The sequence below is a fragment of the Burkholderia sp. Bp8991 genome, assembly GCF_003853795.1.
In the GTDB taxonomy this organism is placed as follows: Bacteria; Pseudomonadota; Gammaproteobacteria; order Burkholderiales; family Burkholderiaceae; genus Burkholderia.
In genome coordinates, this window is sequence record NZ_QTQJ01000001.1 from 102489 (window position 1) to 119041 (window position 16553).

Consider the following 16553-nt stretch of genomic DNA (forward strand, 5'->3'; position numbering starts at 1 on the left):
GGCATCGCGCCGGCCGGATATCTCATTATTATTCGCGATCCCGATGCCCGGAAGCACCGGGCTTTCATTTTATGGGTGTTGTTACAGACAGGATACATTCGCGCCGCCGGCCGCCGGTCCTGCATCGGCGCGGCCGGACCGGCGCCGCGGGCCCGACGGCGGGCTGCCGGTGGCATGCCGCCGACGCGGCCGCGCGCGCACCGCTTTGCCCGTCAGCGCGACGGCCACTTCCACGGCGGCAGGTCGCGCGTGTCCGCATCGACGAGCACGGTCGCGCCGAGCTGCTTGTCGAGCACCAGCGACTCGCAGCCGGCCTCGCGTTCGAGCGTCGCGATGAGCCGCGCCGCATGCGACACGACCAGCACCTGCGAACGCTGCGCAGCCTGCGCGATCAGGCGGCCGAGCGCCGGCAGCAGATCGGGGTGGAGGCTCGTTTCCGGTTCGTTCAGCACCATCAGTGCGGGCGGCCGCGGCGTCAGCAGCGCGGCCGCGAGCAGCAGGTAGCGCAGCGTGCCGTCCGACAGCTCGGCCGCCGACAGCGGCCGCAGCAGCCCCGGCTGGCACATCAGCACGTCGAAGCGGCCGCGCCCGCCCGGATTGTCGATGTCGATCGATGCGCCGGGGAACGCGTCGTCGATCGCGGCATCGAGCGCGGCGGCATCCCCGATTTCGCGGATCGTCTGCAGCGCGGCGGCCAGGTCGGCGCCGTCGTCCGCCAGCACCGGCGTGTGGGTGCCGATCTGCGACTGCCGGGCCGGCGCCTGCGCATCGGTCCGGAAATGATCGTAGAAGCGCCACGAGCGGATCCGCTCGCGCACCGCGATCATCTCCGGCGCGCCGACCGGATCGGCGAACTCGGTCATCATGCTGTCGAAGCTCGCGACCGGCTGCGGCACCGTGTGCCAGTCGCCCGACCCGCTGCGCGCGCGAATCTGCGCGCCCTGGCGGTCGACCAGCAGCGTCGACGGCCGCAGCAGCGCGCCGCCCCAGATGCATTCGCGCTTCACGACCGGATCGAGACGAAACATCGACGCATCGTTCTTGACCGGCAGGCCGAGATCGATCGCGTAACCGAAATCGTCGCCGGCGAAACCGAGCTTGAGGCTCACCGGTCCGTTGCGCACCGTGCCGGTCACCGGCGTGTCGCCGCTCAGCATCGCGCGCGAAAAGCGCTCGGGGCCGGCCCACAGCGTCGACGGCAGCCCGCCTTCGCGCGCGAGCGACGGAATCACGCGGCCCTGCGCGGTGTCGGCAAGCAGCCGCAGCGCGCGGTACACGCTCGACTTGCCGCTGCCGTTCGGCCCGGTGACGACGGTGAGCGCCGCGAGCGGCACGATCAGCTCGCGCAGCGAGCGGTAGTTGGCGATGGCAAGCGTCTTCAGCGCGGTCATGGAGGGGATGGCAGCAGGTACCGGCGCGCGTTCAGCGGCCTTCGGCGGCCTTCGGATCGGCCGCGGTGTTGGCCGCCGTGCTGGCGGCGGGCGGCCGCGCGTGCGGCCTTTCGGGGCTCGGCTCGCCCGGCGCCGAATCGTGCGGATACAGTTCCATCCGGCTGCGCGGCAGGCATTGCGGAAAACGCGCCTGCAGGTACGCGATCAAGCCCTCGCGCACGCGGCAACGCAGATCCCAGCACGCCGACGAGTCGGCCGCGCTGACGAGCGCGCGCAACTGCATCGTGCGCTCGGTGGCATCGGTCACCTGCAGCACCTGCACGCGGCCGTCCCACTCGGGCGCCGCATGGACGAGCCGCGCGAGTTCCTCGCGCAGCGGCGCGAGCGGCGTGCGGTAGTCGACCGACAGGTAGACCGTGCCGATGATCTCCGAGCTGTGGCGCGTCCAGTTCGTGAACGGGTTTTCGATGATCCACTGCAACGGGACGACCAGCCTGCGCTGGTCCCACAGCCGCACCGACACGAACGAGCCGGTGATTTCCTCGATGCGGCCCCACTCGCCCTGGATCACGACGACGTCGTCGAGCCGGATCGGCTGCGTGAGCGCGATCTGCAGCCCGGCGATCAGGTTGCCGAGCACCGGCCGCGCGGCGATACCGGCGACGAGGCCGGCGACGCCGGCCGACGCCAGCAGGCTCGCGCCGACCTGGCGCACGTTCGGGAACGTCATCAGCGCGGCGCCCGTGCCGATGATCACGATCAGCACCATGACGGTCCGCACGAGCACCTTGGCCTGCGTGTGGACGCGCCGCGCGTGGAGGTTGTCGGCCGCATCCATCGGATGGGCCTGGATGATCGCGTCGCCGACGCCGGCCGCGAGCCGCACCAGCAGCCAGGTCAGCGATACGATGGAGCCGACCGCGGCCGCGGCGCGCATCCCGCCCACGAACGACATGCCTTCGTCCGTCTGGATCCACAGGAATTCGAGCGCAAGCAGCGCGAGCGTGACGAGCGAAGGTTTGTCGATGTAGCGCAGGATCACGCTCATCAGCGGATACGGCTGCGCGATGCGCTTGACGATGCGTGCGCCGAGACGGTGCACGATCACGACGACCAGCACGACCATGACCGACACGATCAGCGTGCCGGACCACGAATGCAACGGCGCATCGGCGATGCGCTGCAGTTCCTCGATTGAAATCATCGGCGCCCGGGATGCTTCGGTTATGAGGCGCGGCGGCCTCGTCCTGGATGCGTCGGCGACGTCCGGGCAGCGCGCGCCCGGACCCGGTGTCAGATCAACTGCCGCCCTTGCACGGGAATGCCTTGCCGAGACCGAGCGACACCGCGGTGCTCGCGTTGTAGTCGGCCAGCTTCGGGTTCTCCGCAATGTACTTGCGCACCGCGTCGGTCATCTGCTGCGCCCGGATGTCGGGCGGCAGGCAGAAATACTGCCCGACGCGCGGCCCGGTGGTGCCGCCGATCGCGTCGATCGTGTTGTAGACGCCATCGGCGGCGCCTTCGATGTAGGCCGCGCACGACGCCCGCGACTTGACGTCCGTCTTCGCGCACAGCCGGTCGAGATCCGCGCCCGTGAAAGCCGCCGCCGACAACGGCACGGCAAACGCCGCGGCACAAAACATAGCCCGCAACATGGTGTTCCTTATGTCAATGCGGCCTCGGGCCGCTTGCTGCGCTGACCGGCGCGGCGGCCGGACGCCCGCTGCCGGCCGGATTCCGGCCGGCCGGGCGCTGCGCCACCGCGCCGAAACCGTCATTTTGCACTCTTTTGCGCATCTGCCGGCGCCGATGCACCGACGCGCACCGTCCGCTTGCTCAGGATGTCGATCGCATCCGGCGCCTTGTAGTGCTGCGCGAACTCGAGCGCGGTGATGCCGAGCTGGTTCTTCACCTGCGGATCGGCGCCCTGGTCGAGCAGCAGGTTGACCGTCGACGCGTGGTTGCCGCGCGCGGCCATCATCAGCGGCGTCGTGCCGTTCGGCGACGCGGTGTCGATATACGCGTCATGGTCGAGCAGGACCTTGACGACCTCGTCCTGGCCGTTGGTGGCCGCGTAGTGCAGCGGCGCCCAGCCCTTCTTGCTGACTTCCGCACCCTTGTCGATCAGCAGCTTGACGAGCCCGACGTCGCCGTTCAGCGACGCGAGCATCAGCGCGTTCTCGCCGGCCTTGTCTTCCTTCTCGAGGTCGATGTTCGGCGTCGTGGCGAGCGCTGCGGCGACCTTGTCGGACTTCTCGCGCGCGGCGATCACGATCAGCGGGTCGCCGTTCGGCGCGATCGTGTTCGGATCGAGCTTGCCGCTCTTGAGCTGCTTGCCGATGTCGGCGATGTCGTCGAACTTGACCGCCTTGACGACCGCGTCGAGCGACTCGGCATGCGCGCCGGCGGCGGCAAACAGGCCGCTCGCGACGAGCGCGGCGGCGACGAGGGCGCGCTTGGGCAGGTATGTGGTCGGCTTCGTCATTGTTGTGGGCTCCTTCCCTGGGTTGTCGGCTGGGCGCGCGTCGTTAGCGGGCGATCTTGAACAGCCGGAAAAAGTTCTGGGTCGTCGCATCGGCCAGCGCCTCGACGGGGATGCCGCGCTCGGATGCGATAAAGCGTCCGACATGGCTGACGTACGCAGGTTCATTCGGCTTGCCGCGATACGGCACCGGCGCGAGGTACGGCGAGTCGGTCTCGATCAGCAGCCGCTCGAGCGGCACCCGCCGCGCGACGTCCTGCACGTCGGTCGCGTTCTTGAACGTGACGATCCCCGACAGCGAGATATGGAAGTTCTGCGCGAGCGCCTGCTCGGCGACGGGCCAAGGCTCGGTGAAGCAGTGCATCACGCCGCCCGGCACGTCCGCGCGTTCCTCGGCCATGATCCGCAGCGTGTCTTCCGACGACGAGCGCGTATGGATGATCAGCGGCTTCATCGTCGCGGTCGCCGCGCGGATATGCGTGCGAAAGCGTTCGCGCTGCCATTCCATGTCGGCGATCGAGCGGCCTTCGAGGCGGTAGTAGTCGAGGCCCGTCTCGCCGATCGCGACGACTTTCGGGTGCGCGGCCAGCTCGATCAGTTCCGCGAGCGTCGGCTCGCGTGCGTCCTCGTGATCCGGATGCACGCCGACCGACGCGTACACGTTGTCGTGCGCCTGCGCGATCGCGAGCACGTCGGGCAGCGTCTCGAAGTCGACCGACACGCACAGCGCATGCGTGACGTCGTGCTCGCGCATGTTCTCCAGCACGGCCGGCAGGCGGTCGGCGAGACCCTTGAAATTGATGTGGCAGTGAGAATCGACGAACATCGTGTTTCCTGAATACGTAAGGCGGGCGCTCATGCGCTCGCCGGCAGCCGTTTCCCCTCTTCAAGGAAACAATACGCGCTCACGCGAACATTTCCCGATAACCGAGAAACAGTTCCTCGAAGACGAGCCGGGCGTTGAGCGGATGGTTCTCGACCGTCCGCTGGCGCGTCACGGCCTTCATGAAGCGCGCGAACGCATTCGCGTCGACGGCTTCCGCGCAACGCGCGAGCGCGGCCGCCTGCATCGGGAAGTAGCGCGGCGCGCCCGCCATCCGCTGTGCGAGCAGATCGTACAGCCAGCGCTGCAGCCAGCCGAGCACCAGCGGCACCGGCAGCTTCTGCAGCGTCTCGCCGCACGCGAACGGATCGCACGCGGCGCCGGCGGCGAGCTGGCCGAGCGTGAAATCGCGCAGCGGGCGGTTCTCGTCGCTCGCGAGCGCCAGCGCGGCGAGCGGCGCGCCGCCGGCTTCGGCGAGCAGCGCGCGCGCATCGTCGACGCCCTGCGCCGCGAGCCACGCCGCGGCCGCGTCGGGCGCCGGCACGGTCATCGGCCACTGCCGGCAGCGGCTGATGATGGTCGGCAGCAGCCGGTCGATGCGCGCCGACACCAGCAGGAACACGACGCCTGACGGCGGCTCCTCCAGCGTCTTCAGCAGCGCGTTCGACGCGGCGACGTTCAGCGCCTCGGCCGGATACAGCACGACGACGCGCGCGCCGCCGCGGTGCGAACCGACCCCGCAGAAGTCGAGCAGCGCACGCACCTGCTCGATCTTGATTTCCTTGCTCGGCGCGCGCGTCTTCTTGCCGCCGTCGTCCGCGTCGGCCGGCTTCGCGTCGTCGGCGGCGCCCGGCGCTTCGCCCGCGAGCGCCTCGGGCAGCACGATCCGGTAGTCCGGATGGTTGCCCTGCGCGAACCACGTGCAGGCCGCGCAGGTGCCGCACGGCTCGCCGTTCGGCTGCGGCGCCTCGCACAGGAAGCCCTGCGCGAGATGCTGCGCGAACTGCAGCTTGCCGATCCCGGCCTGGCCGTGCAGCAGCAGCGCATGCGGCCACTGCGCGCGCAGTTGCTGCAAGCGGTTCCAGTCGTCGGTCTGCCACGGATAGATCATGTGGTGCGTTCCTTCGTGTTACAGCGCGGCCAGCACGCGTTCGAGCTGCTGGCGGATCTCGGGAATCGTCTGCGTCGCGTCAACGATCGCGAAGCGGTGCGGCGCCTCTTCCGCGCGCCGCAGGTATTCGCCGCGGGTACGCGAGAAAAACGCGTCCGATTCGCTTTCGAACTTGTCGGGCATGCGCGCGGCGCCGCGGCGCTCGCTCGCCACCTGCGGCGCGACGTCGAACAGCACCGTCAGGTCGGGCTGGAAACCGCCCTGCACCCAGCGCTCGAGCGTCTCGAGCTTGTCGCGCGGCAGCCCGCGGCCGCCGCCCTGGTAGGCGAAGGTCGCGTCGGTGAAGCGGTCGGACACGACCCAGTCGCCGCGCGCGAGCGCCGGCTCGATCACGAGCGCGAGGTGCTCGCGACGCGCGGCGAACATCAGTAGCGCCTCCGTCTCGAGATCCATCGGCTGGTTCAGCAGGATCTCGCGCAGCTTCTCACCGAGCTGCGTGCCGCCCGGCTCGCGGGTGACGACGACCTGCCGGCCGCTCGCGGCCAGCCTCGCCTGGAGGCGTTCGCAGAACCATTGCAGGTGGGTGGTCTTCCCCGCCCCGTCGATGCCTTCGAAGGTGATGAATTTACCGCTCGGCATTATTGACCTCGTATGTACTTGTCCACGGCCTTGTTGTGATCGCCGAGCGTGTCCGAGAACACGCTCGTGCCATCGCCCTTCGCGACGAAATAGAGCGCGCTCGTCGGCGCCGGATTGATCGCCGCCTGCAGCGAGGCGACGCCCGGCAGCGCGATCGGTGTCGGCGGCAGGCCGCGGCGCGTATAGGTATTGTAAGGAGTGTCGGCCTGCAGGTCGCGCTTGCGCAGGCGGCCGTCGTACGCGTCGCCGAGCCCGTAGATCACCGATGGATCGGTCTGCAGCGGCATCCCGATGCGCAGCCGGTTCGCGAACACCGCCGCGACGAACGCGCGATCGGCCGCATGGCCCGTTTCCTTTTCGACGATCGACGCGACGGTCAGCGCTTCGTAAGGCGTCTTGTACGGCAGCCCCGGCGCGCGCGCGGCCCATGCTTCGTCGAGGCGCGTCTGCATCAGCTGGTAGGCACGCCGGTAGATGTTCAGGTCGCTCGTGCCCTTGTCGAACAGGTAGGTGTCGGGGAAGAACAGTCCCTCGCCGCTGCCGCGCTGGATCGCGTTGTCGGGGGCGCCGATCGCGCGCAGCAGCTCGGCGTCGCTCATGCCGGCCGTCGCGTGCGCGAGATCGGGATTGCCGTCGAGTTCCGCGCGCATCCGCTTGAAGGTCCAGCCCTCGATCACCGTCGCGACGTACTCGTTCACGTCGCCGCGCGCGATCTTCTGCAGCACGTCGTACGGCGTGATGCCGGTCTTGAATTCGTAGTTGCCGGACTTCAGCCGGCTCGACAGCCCGAGCAGGCGCGTCATCGCGACGAAGCCGAACGGCTCGACCGGCACGCCGCCGTGCTTGAGCTGCAGCGCGACGCTCTTCACGCTGCTGCGCGGCTTGATCGTGACGTCGAGCGTTGCGGCGCCCAGCAGCAGCGGCCGGGTCGCCCAGTAATACCCGCCGCCCGCGCCGGCAGCGGCCACAACGACGGCCAGCGCCACGACCGTCGCGGCGCATTTCTTCAGTAGGGACATGGAAACGAGACTCAGGTAAGACCCATATAATACTTGCTCGCCTCCGTCAAAGTCAGGGTTGACTGTTCCCTCATTCCATGAGCACACCATTCGCTTCACCGGCTGCCCAGCCCGCACCCGTCTCGCTCCCCGTTTTCCCCCGCCCGTCCACCGCCGATTTCGACGCGCCGAGCGCCTGCATGCCGCTTGCGCAGTTCGGCGTGATCGACGTGGCCGGCGACGACGCCGCGACGTTCCTGCACACCCAGCTCACCAACGACATCGAGCATCTCGATGCCGCGAGCGCGCGCCTGTCCGGCTATTGCTCGCCGAAGGGCCGCCTGCTCGCGTCGTTCCTCGCCTGGCGCGCCGGTCACGGCGTGCGCCTGCTGGTCTCGAAGGACGTCCAGGCCGCCGTGCAGAAACGGCTGTCGATGTTCGTGCTGCGCGCGAAGGCGAAACTGACGGACGCGAGCGACACGCTCGCGGTGGTCGGCTTCGCGGGCGACGTGCGCGAAGCGCTGTCGGGCATCTTCGACGCGCTGCCGGACGGCGTGCACGTGAAGGTCGACGGCCCGGCCGGGGCGCTGATCCGCGTCCCGGACGCGGCCGGCCGCAAGCGCTACCTGTGGATCGGGCCGCGCGCGGAAGTCGACGCGCGTCTCGCCGCGCTCGCCGGCAGGCTGCCGGTCGTGTCGCCGGCCGTATGGGACTGGCTCGACGTGCGCGCGGGCGAGCCGCGCATCACGCAGCCGGCCGTCGAACAGTTCGTGCCGCAAATGGTCAACTTCGACGTGATCGGCGCCGTTAACTTCAGGAAGGGGTGCTACCCGGGCCAGGAAATCGTCGCGCGCAGCCAGTACCGCGGCACGATCAAGCGCCGTACCGCGCTCGCGCACGTCGCCGGCGAGACCGACACCGTGCATGCCGGCGTCGAGCTGTTCCACAGCGACGACCCGGGCCAGCCGTGCGGGATGATCGTCAACGCGGCGGCCGCGCCCGCGGGCGGCGTCGACGCGCTGGTCGAGATCAAGCTGGCCGCGCTCGACAGCGGCACCGTGCACCTCGGTTCGGCCGACGGTCCGGCACTCGCGTTCGACGCGCTGCCGTACGCGTGGCCGACGGAAGCGTGACGCACTGACAACCCGGTCGCACGCCGGCTCGCACGATGCAGCCGGCGCCCGATGTTTCCTGCGAGAGATTCCCCCGATGTGTCTGATTGCCTTCGACTGGCAGCCCGATGCCGCCGCCGGTCCCGTCTTTACCCTGACCGCCAACCGCGATGAATTCTTTCGCCGTACGAGTGCGCCGCTTTCGTGGTGGGAGGATGTGCCGGGCGTGCTGGCCGGCCGCGATCTCGAAGCGGGCGGCACGTGGCTCGGCGTATCGCGCGACGGCCGCTTCGCCGCGCTGACCAATTACCGCGCGCCGTTCGACATTCGCGCGGGCGCGCCGACCCGCGGCAAGCTCGTGTCCGATTTCCTCCGCGGCCCGTCCGTCGCGCCGCTCGACTATCTCGGCGAGCTGGCCGAGCACGCGGCCGTGTACAACGGCTTCAACCTGCTGGTGGGCGACTGGAAGCGGCGCGAGCTCGCGTGGTTCTGCAACCGCGCGGCCGAAGGCGAAACCCGCGTCGCCGCGCCGGTCGCGATCGGCGCCGGCGTTCATGCGCTGTCGAATGCCCGGCTCGATACGCCCTGGCCCAAAGTCGTGCGCAAGCGCGCGGAACTCGGCACGCTGCTGACCGACAACCCGGCCCCGTCGCTCGACGAGCTGATCGAGCTGATGCGCGATCCGCATGTCGCGGACGACGACGCGCTGCCGCACACCGGCATTCCGATCGAGCGCGAGCGTGCGCTGTCGGCCGCGTTCATCGAGACACCCGAATACGGCACGCGCGGCACGACCGCGCTGCGCGTGACGATGAAGGAAGGCGTGCGCTTGACGGTCGACATCAAGGAACGCTGCGACGACGACGGCTCGCACCGCACCGTTCGCCCGGGCAGTTTCGAGCGCGCGTTCACGTTCGACATCGACGCGACGCCGCCGCGCTGAGCCAGCGGCGGGGGCGGCGCGGGCGGCGCTACGGCGCGCGCGCCATCTCGACGTGCGGCACGCCGATTTCGACGAACGGCTCGCCGATCGCCGCGAAGCCGTGCCGCACGTAGAACGACACCGCGGCATCCTGCGCGTAAAGCCGCACGACCGGCTCGCCGCGATGCCGCGCCGCGTCCAGCAACGCATGCAGCACGGCCGATCCGGCGCCCTGCCCGCGCGCGTCGGCCAGCACCGCGACGCGGCCGATCGTGCCGGTGCGCAGCAACCGTCCCGTCGCGACCGCGCGGCGTGCGCCGGTCGCCGCATCGACCCGGTAGGCAACCGCGTGCAACGACAGCGGATCCTCGTCGTCCAGTTCCCATTCCGGCGGAATCCGCTGCTCGCGCACGAACACCGCATCGCGAATCCGTGCGGCATCGCCACCCAGCACGGCCCAGTCGCCCGTTTCCACCCAGCCGTCGGTCATCGCTTCCTCCGCGCGGCGCCGGGCGCCGCCGCCGTCAAACGTCGTCGAATGCGGCCCTGAGCGCCGCCACCGCGTCGGCATGCGCGGCCCGCACCTCCGGCACGTAGCCGCCCATCTTGAAGAACTCGTGGATCATCCCCGGATAGCAGACCAGCGTAACCGTATTGCCGGCCGCGCGCAGCTTGTCCGCGTACGCGGCGCCCTCGTCGCTCAGCGGATCGTATTCGGCCGTCGCGATCCAGGCCGGCGCGACACCGGCGAACGACGGCGCGTCGCGCGTGCCGTCGAGCGGCGCGAAGCGCCAGTCGTCGCGGTCGGACCGATCGCGCAAGTATTGCGTGAAGAACCACTGGATCGTGTCCTGCGTCAGCAGGTAGCCGTTCGCGAGCCGTCCGTGGGATTCGGTGTCCTGGTGACCCGTCACGCCCGGATAGATCAGCAGTTGCAGCGCAAGCCCGATACCCGCGTCGCGCGCGAGCACCGCGCAGACCGTCGCGAGCGTGCCGCCCGCGCTGTCGCCGCCGACCGCGAGCCGCGTCGCATCGATGCCGAATGCGGCGGCCTCGCGATGCAGCCAGCGCAATGCGTCGTCGGCGTCGTTCACCGCGGTCGGGAACCGGTGTTCGGGCGCAAGCCGGTAGTCGACCGACAGCACCGCGCATTGCGCGTCGCGCGCGAACATCCGGCACAGCGCGTCGTGCGTATCGACGCTGCCGACCGTGAAGCCGCCGCCGTGGTAATAGACGAGCGCCGGCAGCGGTTCGGCGAGGCTCGGCTCGACCGGAAGGTACAGCCGCGCGCCGATCGAGCGGCCGTCGCGCGTCGGCACGACGCAGGCCTCGACCGAATGCATCGGCGCCGGCGCGACGTCGAGGATCGGCGCGCTCTTCTCGTACGCGGCGCGCGCCTGCTGCGCCGTCTGGTGGTGATAGGACGGACGTTTCGCGCGCTCGACCATGTCGAGCACCTGGGCAATCTTCGGATTCAGCGGCATCGGTGAGGACGGCGCGGGCGGCGCCGTGAGCGGACAAGCGTCACATGATGCCACGCCGCGCGGTTGCGGGCCGCCACGCAAAACGGCCCTGCCGGTGAAAAGGCAGGGCCGTTCGTCGAGGGCGCTTACGCGTCGCTCGGGCCGGGCTGCGCATCCGGCGCGGTGCGGGTGCGTTGCCGCTTGATGTCGCGGCCCACCGCGAGCCGCCGCATGTACTTGAACGTGCCGAGCGCCTTCGCGACGAAGTTGCCGTCGCTGTCGCGCACTTCGCCTTCGCAATACGCCATCGTCGTCGAACGATGCATCACGCGTCCGTATGCGCGCAACTCGCCGCGCCCGGGCTGCATGAAGTTCACCTTCATCTCGACCGTGACGACGCCGACGCCGTCGTCGGTCAGGCTGCGCGCGGCCATCGCGAGCGCGATGTCCGACAGCGTCATCGTCACGCCGCCGTGCGCGATGCTCCACGTGTTCATGTGCCGCTCGTCGAGCGGCAGCACGATCTCGCTCGCACCATCCTTCGCGGACACGAGCCGCACGCCGAGCAGGTCGACGAACGGGCTTTCGATCGACGGGCCGTCCGTCGGGGATGTCGCGTCGCTCATCGTGCGCTGTCGGACAGGTAGTCGACGCACTGGCGCGATTCGGCCACCGCCACGATGAACTTCTTCACTTCCTGGTGAACCGGGTGCACCTGATACGCATCGAGCGCGGCCTGGTCAGTGAAATCGGACACGAGCACGACGTCGGACGTCGCTTCGAGGCCCGGCGTCGCGATGCCGACGTCGAGTTGCAGGATGCCCGGCACGAGGTCGCGGCAGCCTTCGAGCTTTTCCTTCAGCTTCAGCGCGTTCTGCGCGCGCGTGCCGCCTTCGGCCGATTCCTTCAGCTTCCACATGACGATATGTCTGATCACTTCCGTTGCTCCTGTTCGTGTTGGTTCGGCGGTTCGCCCAGAACCCTTGTGAGCCGGGCGTTACACAGCCCGTTCATCGTTCGCTCGCGTTCGTCGAAATCGCGCCCGGCCGGGAAAAAAGCGGGTATCCAAGCCGGGACGAGTTCAAGACGCCAACCACGATACCCGCTTTTTCACCGTGCCACTTGCGGATGTCACGATCCGCTAGCGAAAGCAGGCAACAAGCGTACCAAACTCACCGGCGCGAATGGACGGCATCTTGAGATGCACCCATCTGGCTAGAAGCGCTGGCGGTATCGATACGGGATTGCCGGAAAGGGGATCGTACTCGCGATCGGCGAATCGCCCTCCGCATTCCGGTTGTAAGCCCCGCATGGCTGGCCGCCATCGCGAACCACGGTTCACGCGCCTCTTGGCAGGCGCACCTCGAATACTGTTTCCGTCGGATCGGACCGCGCGTCAATACGGCCGTGATGTGCCTTGGCGATTTCGCTGGCGATGTACAAGCCGAGCCCCAACCCGACATCGTCACTCGCACTTGCCGATTGGTCGGCTCCGCGCTGAAGGGGGTCGAAAATGCGCTCAAGCGTGAGTCGGTCCATCGCCGGCCCTCTATTCCCAACCTCGATGAGCACTTCCTTGTCAGCCGATACCGCCGTCACCCGTACCGGCGTTTTGGACGCGCCATACTTGATCGCGTTGCTCACCAAATTACTCAGCAATTGCTGCATGCGCTGATCGTCCCAGTCCCCCCGGAGGTCGCCGCTTACGTCGACCTCGATTTCCCGATCCGGATGAGCCGCCCGCAGTTCGTCGACCACATTGGCGAGCACACGTGCGAGATCGACATTGCGCGGAACAACGTTGATGCCCAGCCCGAGCTGGGTTCGATTGAAATCGCAGAGATCGTCAAGGAGGCCTTGCATGCGCCCCCCGCTTCTGATCAGCCGGGCCGCGGCCTCCGATACTTCCTCTCCCGCATTGAGCGCCGCCAGATAAGTCGCCGTGATCTGAATGGTCTGCAGCGGCGTGCGCATGTCGTGACCCAGCATGCCCAACAACAAGTTGCGAGCCTGCTCGACCTGCTCGGTAAAGAAAGCGACTGATTCCGCGAGCGCCTGATCGATCGCCTCATTGAAACGAATCATGTCGTCCATGTGAGGCAGCCCGGGCTGGCACTCGTCGATCCACAGGCGCAGCACACTGGCACGCAGCGCCCGATACTCGGCCGCCAACTGATTGATGTCGAAACCTCTTCGGGCGCGCAGCACGGCATGCGTCTGCGCGGCGGTTTCCGTGGCGTTCATCGGCTCGGGCGCGCGCCCGAGCGATTTTTCGTGTTGCTCGTCCCGCGTTTGCGGGGTGGCGATGTCCTTGGCCACGGCCTCGAGGATCTGCCGTGAATGGTCGCGTAGCGCGAACGAGTCCATGCCCCTTGCGGCTGGTAACAGCGTGGCGGCAAACGCTTCCCACTGCACCAGGATCGACTCCATGTTCCGCACGATGAAATCAGCTAGTCGCATGTCGCCCCACATAACGAAATGAACGGTGGATGCTCTTGTGATACCGCACGAGATCACGCGAATACCAACGATCGAAGACGCTTACATGGCAAGCCGCGCGCAAAGCCGTCGTCAGGTGCCCTCTATCGTATGGTGATTTGCCCGGCCCCAAGACGGGCCAGCGCGCGAAGCCGCAACCGCTAATGTGCAACAACTCGTGGTAACGCGAACTTCGTGGTTACCCGTCAAAGGCGCGGCTACGCCTGGCCATCAAAGCAACTTTCACGACCTGTGCTTCGCGATTCTTCGAATCGGCCATTGCCGCGCCCGCCACCGATCCCTTCGCACAACGGTCATGACGGACGACACTGCAGTCGCCATGCGTTCCAGCATTGCCGATTAATCTTCGATTTGAAGCGCCATTTCGGATCAATCGACCGGTCGTTATCCAGATTCATTATTCATTTCGACGGAATTGCATCTTTTACCGGCTCACCGGGTAATAATTACGAAAATCAAATAAAACACATCGAAATTGATCGAATCTGATTGACTTTGGCTTTCATGAAAATCTAGAATCCCCTACAACATCTTTCATCTGATTTTTCCAGCACCGGCAGAGCCTCATCCTTCGCCTGCCGAAAGCGCTCTCCATCGACTTCACCCGTTTCGTAACGGGTGGTGTGGGCTATCGTTTTCCATATTCAGCCTTTATCGCCCCCCGATTAAAAAACGGTTCAATTCGCCCCGCAAGCATCACATCACGATTAATCCGGGCATTTTCAGAATGCCTGCGACGCAGAACGAAGCGGATCGAGCCGTCCGCTCATCCGGGCATTTCGATAAAAAAATCGCAGTCGTCAGGAGGGTCGTCATGAACGTGCATCGCTTCACGAAATCGCTGTGTCTGGGATTCGTCTGCGCCGGCCTGCTGGCCGCCTGCAACGACGACGACGTCCATTCGAACGACACGCCGCCCTCTTCCAGCGCTGCACTGTCGTTCCGCATGGACGCCGGCGGGCAGATCAACGCTTTCTACCGACAGGACAAGGTCGCCGCCCATCTGCTGGTGCGCTCGTCGACGAAGCCGCGCCTGCTTGTCGTGTTTCCGGCCGGCAACAGCGGCACCGGGCTGTGGTTCGACGACACTGCGCAGCCGGTGAACTGGAGCCTCGACACGCCACCGTCCGCACTGTCGGCACCCGACCCGCACGGCCGCCCGCTGTACGGCATCGGCGCCGACGTGTCGGTCGACACCGACACGCTGACGATCCGCCAGGGCGTGCTCAGCAACGTGCGCTTCCTGCGCGACTTCAACGGCAGCGCAACGATCCCGCCGGAGATCGTCACCGCCCCGACGATCCAGGGCAGCGCCGCGCAATGGCAGCGCGACCGGCTCGACGGCGCCCCCGGCTACGCACTGCGCATCACGCTGCGTGACGGCGGCAGCATCGCGACGGCCGCGGACGGCAAGCTGGTGCTGCGCGCGGCGGCCGGTACGCGCACGCTGAAGCTGCATGTCGACGCGCTGTCGGGTGAGACGCCGATGTCGCCGATCACGCGCGCCGACCTGCTCGCCCCGTCCGCGAATCCGGACCCGGTCAGCCAGAACGTGCTCGAATTCCTGAGCTTCCACGACAAGCTGCTGGCCGGCTCGTGGCAGTACGATACCTATTTCGGCCGCGACACGCTGATTTCGGTGCGCATGCTGATGCCGGTGCTCGAACCGGCGGCGATCGAGGCCGGCCTGACGTCGGTACTGAACCGCCTGTCGAACGACGGCAAGGTCGCGCACGAGGAAGGCATCGGCGAATTCGCACTGGTCGACAACGCGAAGCACGGCCGGCCGAACGATGCGACGCCGACCTACGACTACAAGATGATCGACAGCGACTACCTGCTCGCGCCGATCGCGGCGGCGTGGCTGATCGACGACACGCGCGGCCAGGCGCGCGCGGCCGCCTATCTCGCGCAACGCGGCGGCGACGGTCAGACCAATGGCAGCCGGCTCGTCGTCAACCTGCTGCACGTCGCGGCGACCGCGCAGCCGTTCGCGCAGCAGCCGTCAGTTGCGAACCTGATCCACCTGCGGCCCGGCGAGATCGTCGGCAACTGGCGCGACAGCACCGACGGGCTCGGCGGCGGCGTCTATCCGTACGACGTGAACGCGGTGCTCGTGCCGGCCGCGCTGCGCGCGGCGAACGCGTTCCTCACGCGCGGCCTGCTCGATCCGTACCTGGACGCCGGGCAACGCGCGGCACTCGCGAACACGGCGGCAGAAGCGGCCACGTGGGAACAGCAAGCGCCACCGCTGTTCCAGGTGAGCGTGCCGGCCGCACAGGCGACGACCGACGTGTCGGCGTATGCGCCGTCGGCCGGCGTACCGGCCGGCACCGCGCCGGGCGCGCCGCTCACGTTCTACGCGTTGTCGCTCGACCAGCAGGGCACGCCGGTTCCGGTGATGAATTCCGACGGCGGCTTCGCGCTGCTGTTCGGCACGCCGCCGGACGACGAACTCCAGCGCATCGTCGCCGACGTCACGCGGCCCTTCCCGACCGGGCTCGTCACCGATGTCGGGATGGTGATCGCGAATCCCGCGTATGCGAGCCAGGAACTGTGGCCGAAGTTCACGAGTTCCGCGTATCACGGCACCGTGATCTGGTCGTGGCAGCAGGCGATGTGGGTCGCCGGGCTCGATCGGCAACTCGCGCGCCAGGATCTGTCGGACACGACGCGCGCGCTGCTGACGCAGGCACGGCAGACGATCTGGCAAGTGATCTCGAACGGGCGCGACATGCGCACGTCGGAGATGTGGACGTGGTCGTACGTGAACGGCCGGTATCAGACCGACGCGTTCGGCACGCGCAGCGCGGACGCGACCGAGGCCAATGCGGCGCAGCTGTGGAGTACGACGTATCTCGCGATTCGTGATCCGCAACTGCGGACCGGCAAGTACTGGTGGCAGGCGATGGAGCGGATGAAGGATGTGCAGCCACAGCAGACGGCGGCCATCGCGGCTCGCCAGACGATGCACCAATGAAACGAATGCCCCGCACGCATATTCGCGTACGGGGCTTCATTCAGGCCGGACGCAAACCGCGCGGACGTCGCATCGCGCCGCCATTGCGCTGCATCCGCGCACACCACGCCGCCGGATGCGCGGCGCTCGTCCG

The 16553-nt window shown here is 67.9% G+C and carries 16 protein-coding genes; 3 read left to right on the forward strand and 13 right to left on the reverse strand.

What is annotated here, in order from left to right; all coding sequences use genetic code 11:
• Window positions 1–212: 212 nt before the first annotated feature.
• From DIE02_RS00505 to mltG, 8 genes are all read right to left on the reverse strand, one after another.
• Window positions 213–1391 (reverse strand): AAA family ATPase, encoded by a 1179-nt coding sequence (locus DIE02_RS00505; protein WP_124486265.1) that lies wholly within the window; start codon window positions 1389–1391, stop codon window positions 213–215.
• A gap of 31 nt (window positions 1392–1422) precedes the next feature.
• Window positions 1423–2595 carry a mechanosensitive ion channel family protein gene (locus tag DIE02_RS00510; RefSeq protein ID WP_124486264.1) on the reverse strand — a complete coding sequence of 391 codons (1173 nt, stop codon included), beginning with the start codon at window positions 2593–2595 and terminating at the stop codon, window positions 1423–1425.
• Window positions 2596–2689: 94 nt separating this feature from the next.
• Window positions 2690–3046, reverse strand: coding sequence for a Rap1a/Tai family immunity protein (locus DIE02_RS00515; protein WP_044843647.1), 357 nt, complete (start codon window positions 3044–3046; stop codon window positions 2690–2692).
• Between the two features lie 119 nt (window positions 3047–3165).
• The gene (locus tag DIE02_RS00520; RefSeq protein WP_124486263.1) at window positions 3166–3876 is read right to left on the reverse strand and encodes an ankyrin repeat domain-containing protein; all 711 of its coding nucleotides are present in this window, start codon (window positions 3874–3876) and stop codon (window positions 3166–3168) included.
• A 43-nt stretch (window positions 3877–3919) separates the two neighbouring features.
• A complete protein-coding gene (locus tag DIE02_RS00525; protein ID WP_124486262.1) occupies window positions 3920–4699 on the reverse strand; it encodes a TatD family hydrolase in 780 nt (259 codons plus the stop codon).
• A 79-nt stretch (window positions 4700–4778) separates the two neighbouring features.
• Complete coding sequence (locus DIE02_RS00530) at window positions 4779–5807, reverse strand: DNA polymerase III subunit delta' (protein WP_044843650.1); 1029 nt, start codon at window positions 5805–5807, stop codon at window positions 4779–4781.
• 18 nt (window positions 5808–5825) lie between these two features.
• Entirely contained in the window at window positions 5826–6446 is a 621-nt protein-coding gene (gene tmk, locus DIE02_RS00535) for a dTMP kinase (RefSeq protein ID WP_044843651.1), read from the reverse strand.
• Window positions 6446–7465, reverse strand: coding sequence for an endolytic transglycosylase MltG (gene mltG, locus DIE02_RS00540; RefSeq protein WP_124486261.1), 1020 nt, complete (start codon window positions 7463–7465; stop codon window positions 6446–6448). The genes tmk and mltG overlap by 1 nt, the downstream gene beginning before the upstream one ends.
• Window positions 7466–7542: 77 nt before the next feature.
• Between mltG and DIE02_RS00545 the strand changes: the two genes are divergently transcribed.
• Both DIE02_RS00545 and DIE02_RS00550 read left to right on the forward strand, forming a co-directional pair.
• Complete coding sequence (locus DIE02_RS00545) at window positions 7543–8577, forward strand: folate-binding protein YgfZ (protein ID WP_124486260.1); 1035 nt, start codon at window positions 7543–7545, stop codon at window positions 8575–8577.
• Window positions 8578–8653: 76 nt separating this feature from the next.
• Window positions 8654–9499 carry an NRDE family protein gene (locus DIE02_RS00550; protein WP_124486259.1) on the forward strand — a complete coding sequence of 282 codons (846 nt, stop codon included), beginning with the start codon at window positions 8654–8656 and terminating at the stop codon, window positions 9497–9499.
• 28 nt (window positions 9500–9527) lie between these two features.
• Here the strand turns inward: DIE02_RS00550 and DIE02_RS00555 are convergent, their stop codons facing one another.
• The 5 genes from DIE02_RS00555 to DIE02_RS00575 form a co-directional block, all read right to left on the reverse strand.
• Window positions 9528–9968, reverse strand: a complete 441-nt coding sequence (locus DIE02_RS00555; protein WP_044843655.1) for a GNAT family N-acetyltransferase — start codon at window positions 9966–9968, stop codon at window positions 9528–9530.
• 34 nt (window positions 9969–10002) lie between these two features.
• Window positions 10003–10962 carry an alpha/beta hydrolase gene (locus DIE02_RS00560; RefSeq protein WP_044843656.1) on the reverse strand — a complete coding sequence of 320 codons (960 nt, stop codon included), beginning with the start codon at window positions 10960–10962 and terminating at the stop codon, window positions 10003–10005.
• Between the two features lie 125 nt (window positions 10963–11087).
• Window positions 11088–11567 carry a PaaI family thioesterase gene (locus tag DIE02_RS00565; RefSeq protein ID WP_124486258.1) on the reverse strand — a complete coding sequence of 160 codons (480 nt, stop codon included), beginning with the start codon at window positions 11565–11567 and terminating at the stop codon, window positions 11088–11090.
• The gene (locus DIE02_RS00570; protein ID WP_121858954.1) at window positions 11564–11878 is read right to left on the reverse strand and encodes a Dabb family protein; all 315 of its coding nucleotides are present in this window, start codon (window positions 11876–11878) and stop codon (window positions 11564–11566) included. Before DIE02_RS00570 ends, DIE02_RS00565 begins: the two co-directional genes overlap by 4 nt.
• Window positions 11879–12279: 401 nt before the next feature.
• Window positions 12280–13401 (reverse strand): sensor histidine kinase, encoded by a 1122-nt coding sequence (locus DIE02_RS00575; protein WP_124486248.1) that lies wholly within the window; start codon window positions 13399–13401, stop codon window positions 12280–12282.
• Between the two features lie 859 nt (window positions 13402–14260).
• Here DIE02_RS00575 and DIE02_RS00580 point away from each other — a divergent pair.
• Window positions 14261–16420: a hypothetical protein gene (locus tag DIE02_RS00580; RefSeq protein WP_124486315.1), complete on the forward strand. Its 2160-nt coding sequence runs from the start codon at window positions 14261–14263 to the stop codon at window positions 16418–16420.
• Window positions 16421–16553: the final 133 nt, after the last annotated feature.